We start from the raw sequence: 15117 nt of genomic DNA on the forward strand, positions 1-15117 counted from the left end.
GCTCTAAACAAAAATACAAAATTTCGAGCTGATATTCGCTATATGGTGGTAGGGAATTTAACCCCTGCAGCTTTCAGGTCGCGCAAAATATGCTCCTGTAAAGCGTAATTGGTGCTCAGGTAAATATTGGTATTGCACCATACTTTCACAGCTACTTTTACCCCATCTAACTCTATTGCCGATACGCCAACTATTGGCAAAGGTTTTGCTAAAATATGGTCTGTTTTTTTTATGGCCTCCCGTATGATATTTTTTACCTGATCGATATCGGCTGCATGGCCCAATTTTATTTCAAAATCCAGCCTGCGCTTGCCTTCGCGGGTTACATTGGTAATCACCTCGTTAAATAATTTACCGTTGGGTATAATCACCGTTTTGTTATCGGCCGTAAGCACAACCGTATAAAACAACTGTATCGAAGTTACCACACCATCAACTCCTTGGGCTACAATGTTGTCTGTTACCGTAAAAGGTTTTAACAGCAAAATAAGCACCCCGCCTGCAAAGTTTTGGAACGTGCCCGATAAGGCCAAACCGATGGTTACCCCACCGGCGCCTACTACGGTTGTAAATATGGTGGTAGGTATACCAACAATATCCAACACAATAATGAACAGTAATATATTGAGCGCAGTTAAAGTGAGACTGATGAAAAATGGCTGGAGCGATGAATGTATCTGCTGTTTCGACATCCGGCTTTTGATAAGCCTTTTGAGCAGTTTTATCAACCAAATACCAATAACCAGTATTAATATACCGGTAACCAGCCGCGAGCCATATTGCACCGACCAATTGGATGCTTCATCATAAAATTTCTGAGGATTCATGACGCTAAATTAGCCATTTTATAACAACGATGGTTTAGTTGCTGAGCACTTTAAACTCGGTTCGCCTGTTTTTTTGGCGGCCTGTCGGGTTATCCCGCCCGTCGGGGAATGTATTTGGCGCGATGGGCCTACTTTTACCATAGCCCATGGCGATGATACGCGAAGGTTCGACACCTCTTGAGATGATATAATCCACACAGGCTTGGGCCCTCTCTTGCGACAGGGTCATGTTATATGCATCGTTACCAAACGAATCGGTATGTGAACTGAGCTCGACCCGTATTTTAGGATTGTCCAACAAAATCATAACCAGGTCGTTCAAAATTATTTTTGAGTCCACCCTTAGCGTAGCTTTGTTAAAGTCGTAAAATATGTTGTTGATAATAATGGGCCTGTTTACCTGATAGCTCTGCTCGCAGACAGTCGGATTATATAATGTATCCGACTTGGTTGCCGTAATAGGCGGTATGGGGATGTTTTTTGTAAAGTACCCTGGTTTCTGTAACCGCAATATATAAGTATGTTTGGTAGAAAGCTTAAATGAATATTGCGCTGTACGATTGGTGGAAATCGAATCGATAGGTTGTTTTGTCAGCGAATCAATCAGGATAACTTGGGCATCACGCAGTAGCTTATTGGTTGCGCAGTCAATTACAGTTCCTGTTAACAATGGCGAGTAAAAGTATACCTTGATCAAATTCAGGCAGCACTCCGATTCGCGGTCAGAACTTACGTAAACCGTACTTTCATCCTTATCATCAGGATAATAGTATAAGTCGTCTTTGGTGGAGTTGTAAGGGTAGCCCATATTGAGCGGCGTGGTCCAATGGCCATCCGTGTCAAAACTTTCAAACAAGTCAAAACCGCCCATCCCTACCAGGCCTTTCGAACTATAAACCAGCCTATGCTCGTTTGGTTTGTAATATGGCCCTTGCTCATCGTCGGGGGTATTAATGGTATTGCCTAAATTAACGGCATTAACAGGTTGCCCGTTGGCATCAAGGTCGCTTTCCCAAATATCGGTCCCGCCAAATCCACCGGGTTTGTTCGATGCGTAGTAAAGACGTTTGCCATCCGGGGTTACAAATGGCGTCATCGAACTATAACCCTCGGTATTTACAAAACTGTTTAGTTTTTGCGGAGTAGACCATGTTTTGTTGGTCAACTTGCTTTGATATATCTCCACCACGGCCTTACTTCCTTTGGCATACCAAATAGTGAGGTACATTATTTTACCCGATGCATCGAGGGATGGCGTACTGTATTGTGCATCTGCTTTTTCCACTGTCTGGAAATCCACCTTCGTTACTTGTACGGCCGTTTCCTTGTTGCGTACATAAATCTGATTGGTATGCCTTGGGCTACCGGTGATGGTACGCGATGAAGTGAACCAAAACTGGCCGCCACTTACACTGATACCAAAATCCCCGGCATCCGCATTGAAATTGCCTGGCATTTTTACCGCCTTTATTAAAGGTGGCTTAATCATTTGCGCTTTTGCGAACAGGGAATTGTTTAATTCTTTGTTGGCAGTTTTGATGTATTCCGGTGTAGGTTTTCCGGCGGCTATGAACAGCTTTAGCTGCGCGATGGATTCATCATAATGATTGTTCGAGCGGAGGCATATGCCATACCATAGGCGCGCCAATGGATAACTGGCTTCGTATTTATCGACAACCGCTTTGTACCAGGGCTCTGCTTGCCTGTCGTTATGGTAAAGTCGGTACGATTCGGCGAGGTTGTAGGTAATATGCCCTAATTCCTTTTCCAGTTGCTTTTTGCTCAAACCTTCCGAAAAATAGGGCACCGCAGTTCCTTTTGATGATGAACTTTTATCGTTTAGTGCCTTGTCGTAATAATAGGCGGCCGTGTAATAGTCTTTTTCAGCGAACGATTTGTCGCCCATATCTTTGTAGGCTTTTACCTGGCCCATAGCAATATTGGCCATCAGCATCAAGATCACAAAGCCTACTTTTTTCATAAATCAAGGTCTCATCAAAACCTCGGGCATATCTGTTCGCGGTTGGCCAGGCGGTGTGTTAATACATAACTTAACGAAAGCTCGTACCCACCTTGCCCGTTAATTGCCGTTTGTAGCGGCGAATTATTAAAATCGTAACTGATCCCGATGATCATATTTTTTAAGTGAAAGCCGGTATTGGCTATCGCGGCGGCGTTAACCTGATACATTCCGCCTATGATAAAGCTATAGTCTTCCTGCATCCTAAACTCAACGTTTAAGCCTGTTGCAATAATACGATTTTGTTGCTCATTTACATACATGGCATGCGGGGTAATTTCAGCATTATTTGCAACTTTTATGCGGGCCCCGCCATGAACGGTATACCTAAACGGCATGCGGCCATTTAATCCGTCGCTTGTCAGCGTACTGTTGGTCGGTACCAGGTGTGCCGCGCTTACACCGCCAAACAAGTTTACCGTGCTCGATGGGTCGCCATTATAGTAAAATACGCCTGCGCTCGAGTCAAATACAAATGCGTTTGTACCTGCAATACCGTCCGTACCGGCATTTGGGTCATAGCCTACTCCCGGGGTGTATTGATTATCCAATTGCAATTGGCTTGAGTTAAAGCTACGGTTTATAAAACCAGCTTGTACACCAAAATTTAGTTTTTGATAGCCGTTTCTCGAAACAGGGATCTGATAAGCAAATGACCCGTATGCGGCAAAGTAGTTAAAACCAGCGCTTCCGGCTGTTTGGTCGATTACATTAAGGCCTAACGAAACTTTGTCCGATGTCCGCATATCTCCCGAAAAAGCTGCTGTACGGTACCCGCTGCCCACTCCGGCCCATTGATTTTTAATATTGGCGGTAACGCGCGCGTCGCCATCAATTATACCGGTTAAAGCGGGGTTTAACCACAGTGGATAAGCATAATATTGCGAAAAATGAGGGTCTACTTGTGCATAAACATTGTTTAAGCAAAAACCAAGTAGCAATACGCTGATCAGTATTAATTTTTTCATCTCAATAAAGTTATTGTTCCTCTTTTACTTACTTGTTGGCCGTTATTCATAACAGCGCTCACATAATAAACATAAACGCCTACCGGCTCTTTGGTCCCTTTAAATGTGCCGTCCCAACCATCGGTTAAATTGCTTGTGCTGAATATCATTTCGCCCCATTGGTCGTATACCGAAAACTTCATCGTTTTGATGCCTTCGCTGTGTACGTGTACCATATCGTTTTTACCATCACCATTAGGTGTAAATGCATTTGGCACATATATAAGGTCAACCTGGTTTGGTACGGTAGCTGTAACCGCGCCTGATACCGCGCTAACCTGGCAACTCGAACCGCCAAGCGTCATCACCAAAATAGTAACTGATTGGTTTATCTGTAAGCCGCTAACAGTGTGCGACAAGCCGGTACTACCAGTACTTGGGTCGCTAAAGGTCAGCCCGTTATCTATGCTCACCTTGTACCCGGTAGCACCTGCTATCGGGCTCCAATTAAAAGTGATGCTGTTATCGGTAATGGTACCGGTGCTAACCACCGGCGCTGGTAATGGTTGTAAAATATGTACCTGCGCCAACTGCCTGCTTGAAACGCATCCTGTAATGGTATTTGTTGCTTCTGCATAATAACTGGCATCGATGTTTAACACTGGTGTGGTGAACGTGGTGCCGGTAAACAACGGGGTGCCGCCTGTAGCTGCCGCATACCAGTTAATAATAACATTGGCACTACTGCTGCTTGCTGTTAATGTTGCACTTGAGCCCGGGCAAACCGACACATCTTGAGTGCTAAACTGATCGGCAGGTGGTATCATTACGTATACAGCTGTCCTTGTAGTCGAGGTGCAGCTCCCGGCATTCGTAGCGTCAACATAGTAAACCGCATTGGTAAATAAAGCGGGGGTGGTAAAAACAGCCCCGCTGAATACTGACGAACCTCCGCTAGGTGATGAATACCAGTTATAGGTAAACCCAGATTGCGGGTTTGATACACTCAATGTCGCCGACGAGCCATTGCATGTTTTTACCGTATCGGCAACTAATGTAGGCGCCGTTGGAGGTGGCGCCAAATTGACCTATACAGTGGCCAACGTGGTACTTGAACATGTACCGTTAAAACTCTCAACGTATAATATGATATTGGTGGTAAGGGGCGCGGTTGTATAAGTAGTTCCTGTATATAATAAATTGGTTTTAGCCGGTGAATCGTACCAATTGTAAACTACACCAGCCTGCGGGTTGGTAATGGGCACGGTTACAACACTACCGGTACAAGTTGGTATTGCCGATTGTGAAAATAAAGGAGTCGCCGGAATAGGCAATATAGTTAATGTAACCACATTACTGGTCAATGGTACCAGGCACGATCCTGAAAGCACAATGCGACGGAGGTAACTTGTGGCGATAAGCACTGGGGGTGCAAAGTCTGCCGAGGTAGCACCTGGTATATCGGTAAAATTTAAATTATCGGTCGAAAATTGCCATTGATAGGTGTATCCGCCATTGCCGCCAGTAGGTGTACTTCCCAATATGGCAGAGGGGCTGCCTACTACGCAAAAGTTGGTTACTGCGGGGGCCGTAATAACATTGTTGCTTACTGCAGGTAAAATATTGATAATGGCCACATTACTATAATTAGGTACCGAACATACCCCTGACGTTACCACACGACGATAAAATGTTGTTATAGAAATTGATGGTGGATTATAGCTGGAGGATGTGGCACCGGCAATATCAGCGAAATTGATAGCGTCGGTTGATGACTGCCATTGATAGGTGTAAACACCGCTACCACCGCTTGGCGTATTACCCGTAATAATAGCTGGCGTGCCGCTTGCGCAAAAGCTGGTTACTGCAGGCGAATTAATGGTATTGTTAGCCAAAGCCGTAATTATGGTAATGCTTACCGAATTGCTTACCGAGGGCAGTGTACAGTTGCCTATTACAATCCTACGGAAATATGTGGTTGCAGTAACTTGTGCAGGGCTATAATTGATACTGTTTGCTCCGTTGATATCTGTAAAATTCACGTTATCCGTCGAGCTTTGCCATTGATAAATCAAACCTCCTATACCACCTGTAGGTGTACTGCCTGTAATCAACGGCGAGTTGGCTACCGAACAATAGCTTGCTACAGATGGAGCCGATATCGAATCGTTGGCTATAGGCGCCGTGGTAAGTACGGTTACGTCATAAAAAGAGTCGTATGCGGTTACGCCCGCGGTTATCGTCATCCGCCTGATATCATAAATAAGATTCCCGCTGGTAGTGTTTACCAATAACGATGGCGGGTAGTCGGCTGTATTGTTTATGCCCGGCGCGGCTACCCAGGTGCTGCCTTGCAAAACCTGCCATAAAAAGCTGTCGGGCACAGTTGTTTGAATATCGCCTTTGATAACGATTGACGCACCTGAACAAATAGTAATGGGCTGCGGGGTAAATGCATTGTTCAATTTGGTTTTATTTACCCACAGTTTATTTGCTCCCGCCACATCCGGGCCATTACCCGCCACTTTATTTGAGGGCAAGGCAAACAGCAAATGGGGAAAGCTCAATAAAAGTACAAACGCGGTGTATATAAATCTCTTTTGCATGCTTCAATTTTTTAAAACAGGCCAACAAGTAAAAAAATGTTCTGAATGTTTCATTACTGACCTTTTACGCAGCTGTTTATAAAAGGTTGCAAACCAGCGGGTTCTTTGCATTTTTCTATTTTGAATATTTTTTGAAACTAAAAGAAAAAACATTTCGTAAAAGCAAATTGACATGATTTTAAACAGGCACATTAGTCCAAAAAATGCGTTTTAACGCAATTTTTCCACTAAAATGCTTAATAAGCCGCTGAGAGTTCTTTGTATTTACAAACAAATGTTAATAACCCTAAAAAAATGTTAATAACCTATGCTTTATAGCGATGGTTATTAACATCATAACAATAGAAATAGCCTTTAAATTTATTGTCGGCATTTTAATACACCAGTTTGGTAAATACAAAACGAATTGATGATTCACCTAAACTATTAATTTGATGGAGCTATATAATGTAAATGATGAAGTAATACTTTTAGGCGATTTTGAATTTATCTGCTATACCCTAAATACGGGCGAAAAGGTTTTTCAGCATACCCGCATTTTAAATATTATCATGGCCGACTATTCCAATCAAAACCTCCACAAGCACCTCGCCGTTCTTATTCCATACCTGCCATTTCTTTTTATCCAGCGAAAAATAAGACTAAGCATCGTATTCAATAAAAACGGCCTTAAAACCAGAGCCATATCATACGCCGATTTTAAGCTGATATGCGAAGCTTTTACAAAAGCCGATAAAGACGGGCAACTGGAGCCCAAATTCTTTTTGGCAGCTATATTGAGCAAATTGTTTCTAAATTATGATAGGGAGCGCCTGGTCTCTGATACTGCTGTGGCGCAACCATTTAAATAAACCCTTCGTAAGCACTGAACTTAAACCTATGAACATCAACATGACAACTTTCGGAACCTATAAAATAAACGATAAGGTTATTTTACTGCTAACCAGCGATGCTTCAAACGCCAGTTTTTTTTGCGACGCCACACATATGCTATATCATCACATCAATGCAACAACAAAAATTTTTCCATCGTTGTTTAGTTATCAGCCAGGCACCATAATTATAGATTACGATTTTATAAAAGACGATTTTCAAGGTTTAATCAGACGTATCCGCACGAATATGTTTTACAACAAACTTAAAATATGCTGTTTAAAAACCTCGGCCAACATGAAAACCGATGATGAGTTGCGTGTTATTGGGGTCGATTTTTTTATATATAGAAAAAGCATCGCTCCGTATGGCCGCTATAACATTAACATATAAGCCGTAATTGGTGGGTAAATTGCTGTTATAAATACGTTTAGGCTTTAAAAACAACGTTCTTAAAGATTTTTTATCTATATTTAAATCCGAATTGATTTAATTGATGAGAAAACGGTATTGGCTGGCCGCGCTTTTTACTTTATTAATGCATGTGGCCTCAGCGCAGAATAATTATTGCGATGATTTATCGCGAGATACCGATGCGGTTAGCAAGGCTATTAGCTGGCGTAGCCCCGATTTAAATATTTCCCTAAAAAGTACGCTTACAGATACTACTGTTCAGGTTTGGGCCAATTTCAATATTAAACAGCAATCAGAATTTATTGCCGAAGAAAACGGGCTATTCATCCGCTTTGACGATGGAAAATCGCTCAGGTTTTTTGGGCAGCGCGTTACGCGCAAATACATCAGCGCCCGCGAAGGTTTTTTTTATGAAACAAGTTTATTGCTGAACCCCAAAAACTATGAATGGTTTAAAACAAAGAAGATTACTAAGTTTCAGATTGCCGGTGTGGATGTTGATATTGCCGATGACCTCGCCGTGCAAATCGAATCGTACGCCATTTGTATGAGTGGGATGAAATAGCACACCTTAGCTACTTATCCATCCTATCGAAAAGCATCTTTATTACTTGAACAGGGTTACAAACACGTGTGGACCCTCTACTATCATCCAAACCATTACAAGGCTTGATATGTTTTTTGTTTTTTCACTTATTGCTTTCATGTCTGTTGTATATCAAACCTTATGCCCGATATTACCTGATAGACCTTTTAAAGCGAAATACGTTTAATACGGGCTTGTAATTTTTAAAATACCCGCTAAATTCCCGTTTTGTATCCGATGAATTACAAATCTCACAACCGGCTGCCCCACAAAAAAGAAATCCCTGTCTGTAATAACAGACAGGGATTTACAAAATGTATGTTTACGGCAACCGGATGATATTACATCATGCCGCCCATGCCACCACCCATTGGGGCGTGGTTATGGCCACCGGCAGCATCATCAGATGCTTCGTCTGCCAATACAACTTCGGTAGTCAATAGCATTGCTGCAATTGATGCTGCGTTTTGCAAGGCTACGCGGCCCACTTTAGTCGGGTCGATAACACCTGCACCAATTAAGTTTTCGTAAACATCGGTACGTGCGTTATAACCATAGTCGGCTTTGCCTTCTTTAACTTTTTGCACTACTATCGAACCTTCGATACCTGCGTTTTCGCAAATCTGACGTAAAGGCTCTTCAATTGCACGACGGATAATTTGGATACCAGTATTTTCGTCTTCGTTAGCCCCTTTAAGGTCTTTCAAAGCTTCAACTGCACGGATGAAAGCTACACCGCCACCAGCTACAATGCCTTCTTCAACAGCGGCACGGGTTGCGTGTAATGCATCATCAACACGATCTTTCTTTTCCTTCATTTCCACTTCCGAAGCAGCACCTACGTAAAGTACAGCAACACCGCCCGATAATTTGGCTAAGCGTTCTTGTAATTTTTCTTTATCATAATCTGATGTGGTAGTTTCAATTTGAGCTTTGATTTGGCCAACACGTGCTTTGATTTCTTCAGATTTGCCCGAACCGTTGATAACGGTTGTATTGTCTTTGTCAACAATAATTTTTTCGGCAGTACCTAAGTAAGTCAAATCGGCATTTTCCAATTTGTAGCCTCTTTCTTCAGATATTACAGTACCGCCTGTAAGGATGGCGATATCTTCCAGCATCGCTTTACGGCGATCGCCAAAACCTGGTGCCTTAACAGCAGCAACTTTTAACGAACCACGGATTTTATTCACTACCAAAGTAGCTAACGCTTCACCATCAAGGTCTTCAGCAATAATCAACAATGGTTTACCGGTTTGTACTTGTTTTTCGAGGATCGGCAATAATTCCTTCATCGAAGAAATTTTCTTGTCGTAAATCAGGATGTAAGGGTTTTCCAACTCTACTTCCATTTTATCCGCATTGGTTACAAAGTATGGCGATAAGTAACCACGGTCAAATTGCATACCTTCAACAGTTTTTACTTCTGTTTCAGTTCCTTTTGCTTCTTCAACGGTAATTACACCGTCTTTACCAACTTTGGCCATAGCTTCGGCAATTAACGAACCGATAACTTCATCGTTATTGGCCGAAATTGAAGCAACCTGTTTTATTTTATTGTTGTCTTCGCCCACTGCTTGCGATTGTGATTGCAGGTCTTTAACAACAGCCTCAACAGCTTTGTCAATACCGCGTTTTAAATCCATTGGGTTTGCCCCGGCAGCTACGTTTTTAATACCTGCGGTTACAATGGCCTGGGCCAATACAGTAGCAGTTGTGGTGCCATCACCGGCTATGTCAGCAGTTTTTGAGGCTACTTCTTTAACCATTTGAGCGCCCATGTTTTCTAAAGCGTCTTTCAGTTCGATTTCTTTAGCTACGGTAACACCGTCTTTAGTAATGATTGGTGAACCAAATTTTTTATCGATAATTACGTTACGGCCTTTAGGTCCTAAGGTTACTTTAACCGCGTTTGCTAAAATATCAACGCCACGTTTTAATGCGTCGCGTGCTTCAACATTGTATTTAACTTGTTTTGCCATTTTTTTAATTTTTTGGATTAATGATTTTTGATTTATTGAACTTTTTTGAGTTAATCCATTCTTCGATAACTCAATCAATCAACAATTACAACACTGCGTAAACGTCAGATTCACGCATAATTAAATACTCTTTGCCTTCGTAAGTGATTTCGGTACCGGCATATTTTCCGTATAAAACCTGGTCGCCTACTTTAACTGTTAAAGGCTCATCTTTTTTTCCTTCGCCAACGGCAACAATGGTTCCGCGTTGTGGTTTTTCTTTGGCAGTATCCGGGATGATAATGCCCGATGCGGTCTTTTCTTCGGCAGCAGCGGCTTCTACAACCACCCTGTCTCCAATAGGTTTAATGTTTAACGACATAGTTATACTAATTTATTTTATTAATTGATTATGATTAATTTTCAAGGTGCAATGAACACGAATAGTGCCAACACGTATTAATTGTACAAATTGACGCCTGTGTTGTCAAAATTTCATTAAGGTTTTAGGCTACTTAACATTAACTTGATATTGCCGTGCCATCGTGTCAGTATAAAAAAACAAAAAAGGGCTTAAAATTAAGCCCTTTTTAAATATCAAGATGTGCCTTGATTATGGTTTTTTAGCCGGTGCAGGCGCCGGCGTTTGCTGCAAACCACCAAAAGGCGATGCGCTATTTGGCGTAGATGCCGGTTGCGAAATCTTTTTCACCTTGTCGTTGTCAATGCTTCCATTATCCGATTTTGCTATACCGCCTTTACCAACAACGTTGATCAGTAGCGACAGGCACATTAACGCTATAGCCAATATCCAGGTGCCCTTCTCTAAAATATCACCTGTTTTTTGTACGCCCAACAATTGGGATGAGCTCGAAAAATTTGACGACAAACCTCCGCCCTTAGGGTTTTGTATCAAAACGATAAGTCCCAACAAAACACAAACAATAATGGCAATAACTATTAAAAAATACATTTTATACTAATTTAATTGATTTTTCTTTCCAACAATTCAATCTGGGCCACAAAGTAACTGCTTTTTTCCGGGAATTTCAACAATAATTTTTTGTACGTGGCAATGGCCTTATGATACAGCATCTGGTCGATATAAATACGCGCCAAAGTCTCAGAAACAAGTGCATCCTGATCCTCGGCACTCTTTTTCGCTTTGTTCTCGTTGTCTAACTTGTCATTGCTCGGCGGCTTTATCTGTGGCTCTTCTTTAATAAAGCGTTCAATAATCAGGTCTTCTTTTTTACCCGCATCAAATGCCGGTTCCTGTTTACTTAAATGTTCGATGCTTCCAACATGAAAAATATTTTCGTAGTACTGCTGTTGCAATTCGCCGGGCACTTCTTTGTGCATTATATCGGGCGTAACCTGTTTATATGGTGTATAAGGTTGATAAGTACCCGAATGCTCGCGACGGGTTTTATCTAACCACCACATAAAACTGTAAGGCATTTTATCATCGTGATATTTTGACACCCTTTCGTCGCCGACCAAGGTATATTTGTTGGTGTGATGAGCAACAACCTCTTCAGGTTTAGCAGCATCGCCGCCGGCATCTTTGTCTGTAATTGCTGTGGCCGCTGCCTTATTGTTAAACTTATCGCCAAAGGCAAAGAAATCCGTGGCCGCAATGTTGCCAATTATCAGCTTTTCCTCTTCGTTCAACTCATCGCTTACCATTGCCACAGTTGGCTGCACGTCGGGGATTGCGGCCATACCAGGACCGATATCTTCCGGCTCTTCAATTATGGCTTCGTGCAATACCAAACCGGTATCGTCATCTTCCTCCTGAACCGTTTCGTCAGCATCACGGGGTATAACCCCGTCTTCTACAATTAGTTTAAAGGAATCCTGTTCAAATTTAATATCGTCGATGCCGGTTATTTCATCAAACACCTCATCGTCTATCTGCGTTTCGGGCACCGTTTTATCAACCGGCAAAGCCGTTTCTTCTTCAATTGCCGAATCATATTCTTGTTCATCCGCGATCGTATCGTTTTCGGGTACGGGCAACAAAGCACCTTCAGACTCAAGCTTAGGTATCTGCGACTCTAATACCGCAATATATTGATCTTCATCAAAAGTTCCGTCCTCGGCGGGTTCGGGTTCAATAGCCTCCGTTTGCGGCAAGTAGCCATTTTCATCGTCTAAAGAAGTCTCTATTTCCCCTTCTTCTGTATCTATGGGTTTAGCAACATCCAATTCATGGTTTACGCTTTCAACTTCTTCGTCAGCTTGTCCTTCTGCTGCCACCATTGGATCTTCACCTAATGGCAATGGTATTTCATCACTTTGTTCCCGCTCATCACTCAACTCATCTTCCCGTTCAAGGGCTTGTGATTCGTCTGATGATGGTGCCGGTATATCTTCAACCTGTCCGTCCCTATCAATTGCGATCTCCTCAAGCTCGTCTCCCTGCGGTTCCTCTATCATAAGCTCAGAATCGCCCTCTTCTCTTTGCTCCTGCTCTTCCGGTTCTGGTTCTTCTACTGGTGTATGTAGGTCGACTTCGTTATCAACGGGCTCTTCTTCCAACCTATCGGCCATCGTCTCTTCTATTGATTGGTCGAATGGCGCTATTTCATCGTATACCGGCTCTTCTTCCTCTGTCGGGGCTTGGGCCAACATCGTGGTTTCTGTCTCTTGTATTGGTTCGGCACCATCCGACATAAAAGCTATCTCCGGTTCATTTGCTGGAAGGTTAGTAACATCTTCTGTCGCTATTTCAACATGTTCATCAACACTTGATAGTGCGGCCCAATCAGAATGAAGTTTTTCCGGCTGATTGATAATTTTGTAAAGCACTGCCCTGTCGGATGCATAAGCCGACGCGCTTTTCAGTTTTTCGTTAAATTCTGATTCAGAGGTATCTTTGTAAGCACGTGCCAATAGCGCGCGCAATATTCCAACATGCGGATATTTTTTTACCAGACTTTCCAGTTTTTCAGCTTCATTATGGCTTACCTTTTCGGGATTGGAAAGGATGCTGAAAAAAAATTCTGCCTGGTCACTGTTAAATAAGTTCTCCACGATGTTAAAGTAAGGATTTGGTTACCAATTTGCAAAGGCCTTGTTAAATATATCTTCTGTTAGCTGTTTATTGATACCTTGGATAAGTGTTTGCTCCTGCGGAGCCGGGTCGCCGGTAAAATCCATATACCGCGAAAAAGTCACGTTTTTGAAGTCGTTTTTCTTTTCCGGGCTGGTATAAGTAACACTAACACTAATGGTTAAACGGGTTTGCCCTGCTACGGGGGCCCTGTTATCAGCAGTTGCTTGTATGGCTACGGGGGCAAAACTATAACTTGTAATTATACCTTCAAGAGTTGCGTCAGCTTCGCCTCTTACTATAATCAATTTGGTTGTTGTACGTATCTTGTCTTTAAGCGCTTCCGTAAACACCTGGCTCAGGTTGTTTACAACCAGTGGTGCATCGTTTTCAAAGTACTTTACGTTAATGGTTTTCAGGTTATCGGGTATCGATGCGCCGTTTAACCTTACCTGGCACGACGATACCAACAAAACCAGTGGGAGAACCAATAACAATAATCTCTTCTTCATCATTACAGATTATAAATTTAACTCTTTTATTTTACGATATAAGGTCCGTTCAGAAATACCGAGTTCCTGTGCCGCAAGCTTACGTTTGCCTTTGTGCTTTTTCAAAGCCTTGCGTATCAGGTCCGATTCCTTTTCTATCAGCGATAGCGATTCTTCTACCTCCTCGGCGGCGTGCGTAATGTTAAAATTTTCACCGTTATGGGCGGGGTGCTGTATAGTAAATTGCTGCTCGCCGGTTTTTGGCATCTCAATATCGCGATACAACTGGTTTAATACCTGCGGATTTCCCGCAAAATTTGCCGATGCCCCACCATGCTCAATAATTTCGGCCACCAATTTTTTTAAATCAACCATGTCTCGTTTCATATCAAACAGCACTTTGTATAAGATATCCCTTTCTGAGAAATCTTCCTTCCCCTGGTTTTCTATCCGCATCGGCAGATTGCGGTTGCCTTGTTCGTGCGGTATATAGGTTAGCAAAGTTTGCGCGGTGATGGTGCGGTCGCGCTCAAGAACAGCCAGTTGCTCGGCTATGTTTTTAAGCTGCCTCACATTACCGGGCCATGTATAGTTAATGAGCACCTGCTGAGCGGCATCATCCAGCTGTATAGGCGGCGAACGGTACTTGGCCGTAAAGTCCGAAGTGAATTTACGGAAGATGAGATAAATATCCTCTTTCCTGTCGCGCAAGGGCGGTATGCGCAATGGCACAGTATTTAAACGATAGTACAGGTCTTCACGGAATTTTCCATTTCTAACCGCTTCGTAAACATCCACATTGGTAGCGGCTATTACACGTACATTGGTTTTCTCAACTTTTGATGAACCAACTTTGATGTACTGCCCCGATTCCAAAACCCGTAGTAAACGCGCCTGTGTACCTAATGGCATTTCGGCTATCTCATCCAAAAATATGGTACCGCCGTTTACGGTCTCAAAATACCCCTTACGCTCTCCAACGGCGCCGGTGTAGGCACCTTTTTCGTGACCAAATAATTCCGAGTCAATCGTTCCTTCGGGTATGGCGCCGCAGTTAACCGCTATAAACGGCCCGTGCTTGCGCGGACTCATTTGATGTATAATGTGCGAGAAAACCTCTTTACCGCTCCCGCTCTCACCGGTTATCAGCACCGAAATATCGGTAGGCGCAACCTGGTTGGCAATATTTATGGCCCGGTTCAATAACGGCGAGTTGCCGATAATGCCAAAGCGTTGTTTTATTTCTTGTATCTCCATAATTCAGAGTCAGGAATCGAGAATCAAGAATTAAGATTTTTTCCTGATGTCAATTCTAATTATTATGTTCTTTTATT

The 15117-nt window shown here is 42.7% G+C and carries 14 protein-coding genes; 3 read left to right on the plus strand and 11 right to left on the minus strand.

The annotated features are described in order from the left end of the window. Positions 1 to 38: 38 nt before the first annotated feature. Genes QZX97_RS17525 through QZX97_RS17545 form a run of 5 tightly spaced genes read right to left on the minus strand, consistent with a single transcriptional unit; the run spans position 39 to position 6400 of the window. Positions 39 to 827, minus strand: coding sequence for a mechanosensitive ion channel domain-containing protein (locus QZX97_RS17525; protein ID WP_295655064.1), 789 nt, complete (start codon positions 825 to 827; stop codon positions 39 to 41). Between the two features lie 34 nt (positions 828 to 861). After that, the gene (locus QZX97_RS17530) at positions 862 to 2808 is read right to left on the minus strand and encodes an OmpA family protein (RefSeq protein ID WP_295655066.1); all 1947 of its coding nucleotides are present in this window, start codon (positions 2806 to 2808) and stop codon (positions 862 to 864) included. Between the two features lie 14 nt (positions 2809 to 2822). Continuing rightward, positions 2823 to 3815, minus strand: a complete 993-nt coding sequence (locus QZX97_RS17535) for a PorP/SprF family type IX secretion system membrane protein (RefSeq protein ID WP_295655069.1) — start codon at positions 3813 to 3815, stop codon at positions 2823 to 2825. After that, entirely contained in the window at positions 3812 to 4876 is a 1065-nt protein-coding gene (locus QZX97_RS17540) for a gliding motility-associated C-terminal domain-containing protein (protein ID WP_295655071.1), read from the minus strand. The genes QZX97_RS17535 and QZX97_RS17540 overlap by 4 nt, the downstream gene beginning before the upstream one ends. Before the next feature lie 6 nt (positions 4877 to 4882). Next, positions 4883 to 6400: a hypothetical protein gene (locus QZX97_RS17545; RefSeq protein WP_295655073.1), complete on the minus strand. Its 1518-nt coding sequence runs from the start codon at positions 6398 to 6400 to the stop codon at positions 4883 to 4885. A 434-nt stretch (positions 6401 to 6834) separates the two neighbouring features. Here QZX97_RS17545 and QZX97_RS17550 point away from each other — a divergent pair, with 434 nt between their 5' ends. The 3 genes from QZX97_RS17550 to QZX97_RS17560 all read left to right on the plus strand — a co-directional run bounded on the left by QZX97_RS17550 (position 6835) and on the right by QZX97_RS17560 (position 8252). Further along, positions 6835 to 7251, plus strand: a complete 417-nt coding sequence (locus QZX97_RS17550; protein WP_295655075.1) for a hypothetical protein — start codon at positions 6835 to 6837, stop codon at positions 7249 to 7251. A gap of 28 nt (positions 7252 to 7279) precedes the next feature. After that, entirely contained in the window at positions 7280 to 7666 is a 387-nt protein-coding gene (locus tag QZX97_RS17555) for a hypothetical protein (RefSeq protein WP_295655077.1), read from the plus strand. A 103-nt stretch (positions 7667 to 7769) separates the two neighbouring features. Further along, a complete protein-coding gene (locus QZX97_RS17560) occupies positions 7770 to 8252 on the plus strand; it encodes a hypothetical protein (protein ID WP_295655079.1) in 483 nt (160 codons plus the stop codon). A 362-nt stretch (positions 8253 to 8614) separates the two neighbouring features. On the opposite strand, the gene groL is transcribed toward QZX97_RS17560, so the two are convergent. The 6 genes from groL to QZX97_RS17590 form a co-directional block, all read right to left on the minus strand. Further along, positions 8615 to 10255: a chaperonin GroEL gene (gene groL / locus QZX97_RS17565; RefSeq protein WP_295655081.1), complete on the minus strand. Its 1641-nt coding sequence runs from the start codon at positions 10253 to 10255 to the stop codon at positions 8615 to 8617. An 85-nt stretch (positions 10256 to 10340) separates the two neighbouring features. After that, positions 10341 to 10616 carry a co-chaperone GroES gene (locus QZX97_RS17570; RefSeq protein WP_295655083.1) on the minus strand — a complete coding sequence of 92 codons (276 nt, stop codon included), beginning with the start codon at positions 10614 to 10616 and terminating at the stop codon, positions 10341 to 10343. A 231-nt stretch (positions 10617 to 10847) separates the two neighbouring features. Then, positions 10848 to 11207: a preprotein translocase subunit SecG gene (secG, locus tag QZX97_RS17575; protein ID WP_295655085.1), complete on the minus strand. Its 360-nt coding sequence runs from the start codon at positions 11205 to 11207 to the stop codon at positions 10848 to 10850. An 11-nt stretch (positions 11208 to 11218) separates the two neighbouring features. Then, complete coding sequence (locus QZX97_RS17580) at positions 11219 to 13273, minus strand: hypothetical protein (protein ID WP_295655087.1); 2055 nt, start codon at positions 13271 to 13273, stop codon at positions 11219 to 11221. Between the two features lie 21 nt (positions 13274 to 13294). Next, positions 13295 to 13804: an LptE family protein gene (locus tag QZX97_RS17585; protein WP_295655089.1), complete on the minus strand. Its 510-nt coding sequence runs from the start codon at positions 13802 to 13804 to the stop codon at positions 13295 to 13297. Positions 13805 to 13813: 9 nt separating this feature from the next. Continuing rightward, positions 13814 to 15040: a sigma-54 dependent transcriptional regulator gene (locus QZX97_RS17590; RefSeq protein ID WP_295655091.1), complete on the minus strand. Its 1227-nt coding sequence runs from the start codon at positions 15038 to 15040 to the stop codon at positions 13814 to 13816. Positions 15041 to 15117 lie beyond the last annotated feature (77 nt).

Origin of the sequence: uncultured Mucilaginibacter sp., from assembly GCF_903893715.1 — a bacterium.
GTDB lineage: Bacteria > Bacteroidota > Bacteroidia > Sphingobacteriales > Sphingobacteriaceae > Mucilaginibacter.

Bases quoted from the DNA above. Each gene is read 5' to 3' on its own strand.
- QZX97_RS17525 (WP_295655064.1), bottom strand. From the start codon at position 827: ATGAATCCTCAGAAATTTTATGATGAAGCATCCAATTGGTCGGTGCAA.
- QZX97_RS17530 (WP_295655066.1), bottom strand. From the start codon at position 2,808: ATGAAAAAAGTAGGCTTTGTGATCTTGATGCTGATGGCCAATATTGCT.
- QZX97_RS17535 (WP_295655069.1), bottom strand. From the start codon at position 3,815: ATGAAAAAATTAATACTGATCAGCGTATTGCTACTTGGTTTTTGCTTA.
- QZX97_RS17545 (WP_295655073.1), bottom strand. From the start codon at position 6,400: ATGCAAAAGAGATTTATATACACCGCGTTTGTACTTTTATTGAGCTTT.
- QZX97_RS17550 (WP_295655075.1), top strand. From the start codon at position 6,835: ATGGAGCTATATAATGTAAATGATGAAGTAATACTTTTAGGCGATTTT.
- QZX97_RS17555 (WP_295655077.1), top strand. From the start codon at position 7,280: ATGAACATCAACATGACAACTTTCGGAACCTATAAAATAAACGATAAG.
- QZX97_RS17560 (WP_295655079.1), top strand. From the start codon at position 7,770: ATGAGAAAACGGTATTGGCTGGCCGCGCTTTTTACTTTATTAATGCAT.
- groL (WP_295655081.1), bottom strand. From the start codon at position 10,255: ATGGCAAAACAAGTTAAATACAATGTTGAAGCACGCGACGCATTAAAA.
- QZX97_RS17570 (WP_295655083.1), bottom strand. From the start codon at position 10,616: ATGTCGTTAAACATTAAACCTATTGGAGACAGGGTGGTTGTAGAAGCC.
- secG (WP_295655085.1), bottom strand. From the start codon at position 11,207: ATGTATTTTTTAATAGTTATTGCCATTATTGTTTGTGTTTTGTTGGGA.
- QZX97_RS17585 (WP_295655089.1), bottom strand. From the start codon at position 13,804: ATGAAGAAGAGATTATTGTTATTGGTTCTCCCACTGGTTTTGTTGGTA.
- QZX97_RS17590 (WP_295655091.1), bottom strand. From the start codon at position 15,040: ATGGAGATACAAGAAATAAAACAACGCTTTGGCATTATCGGCAACTCG.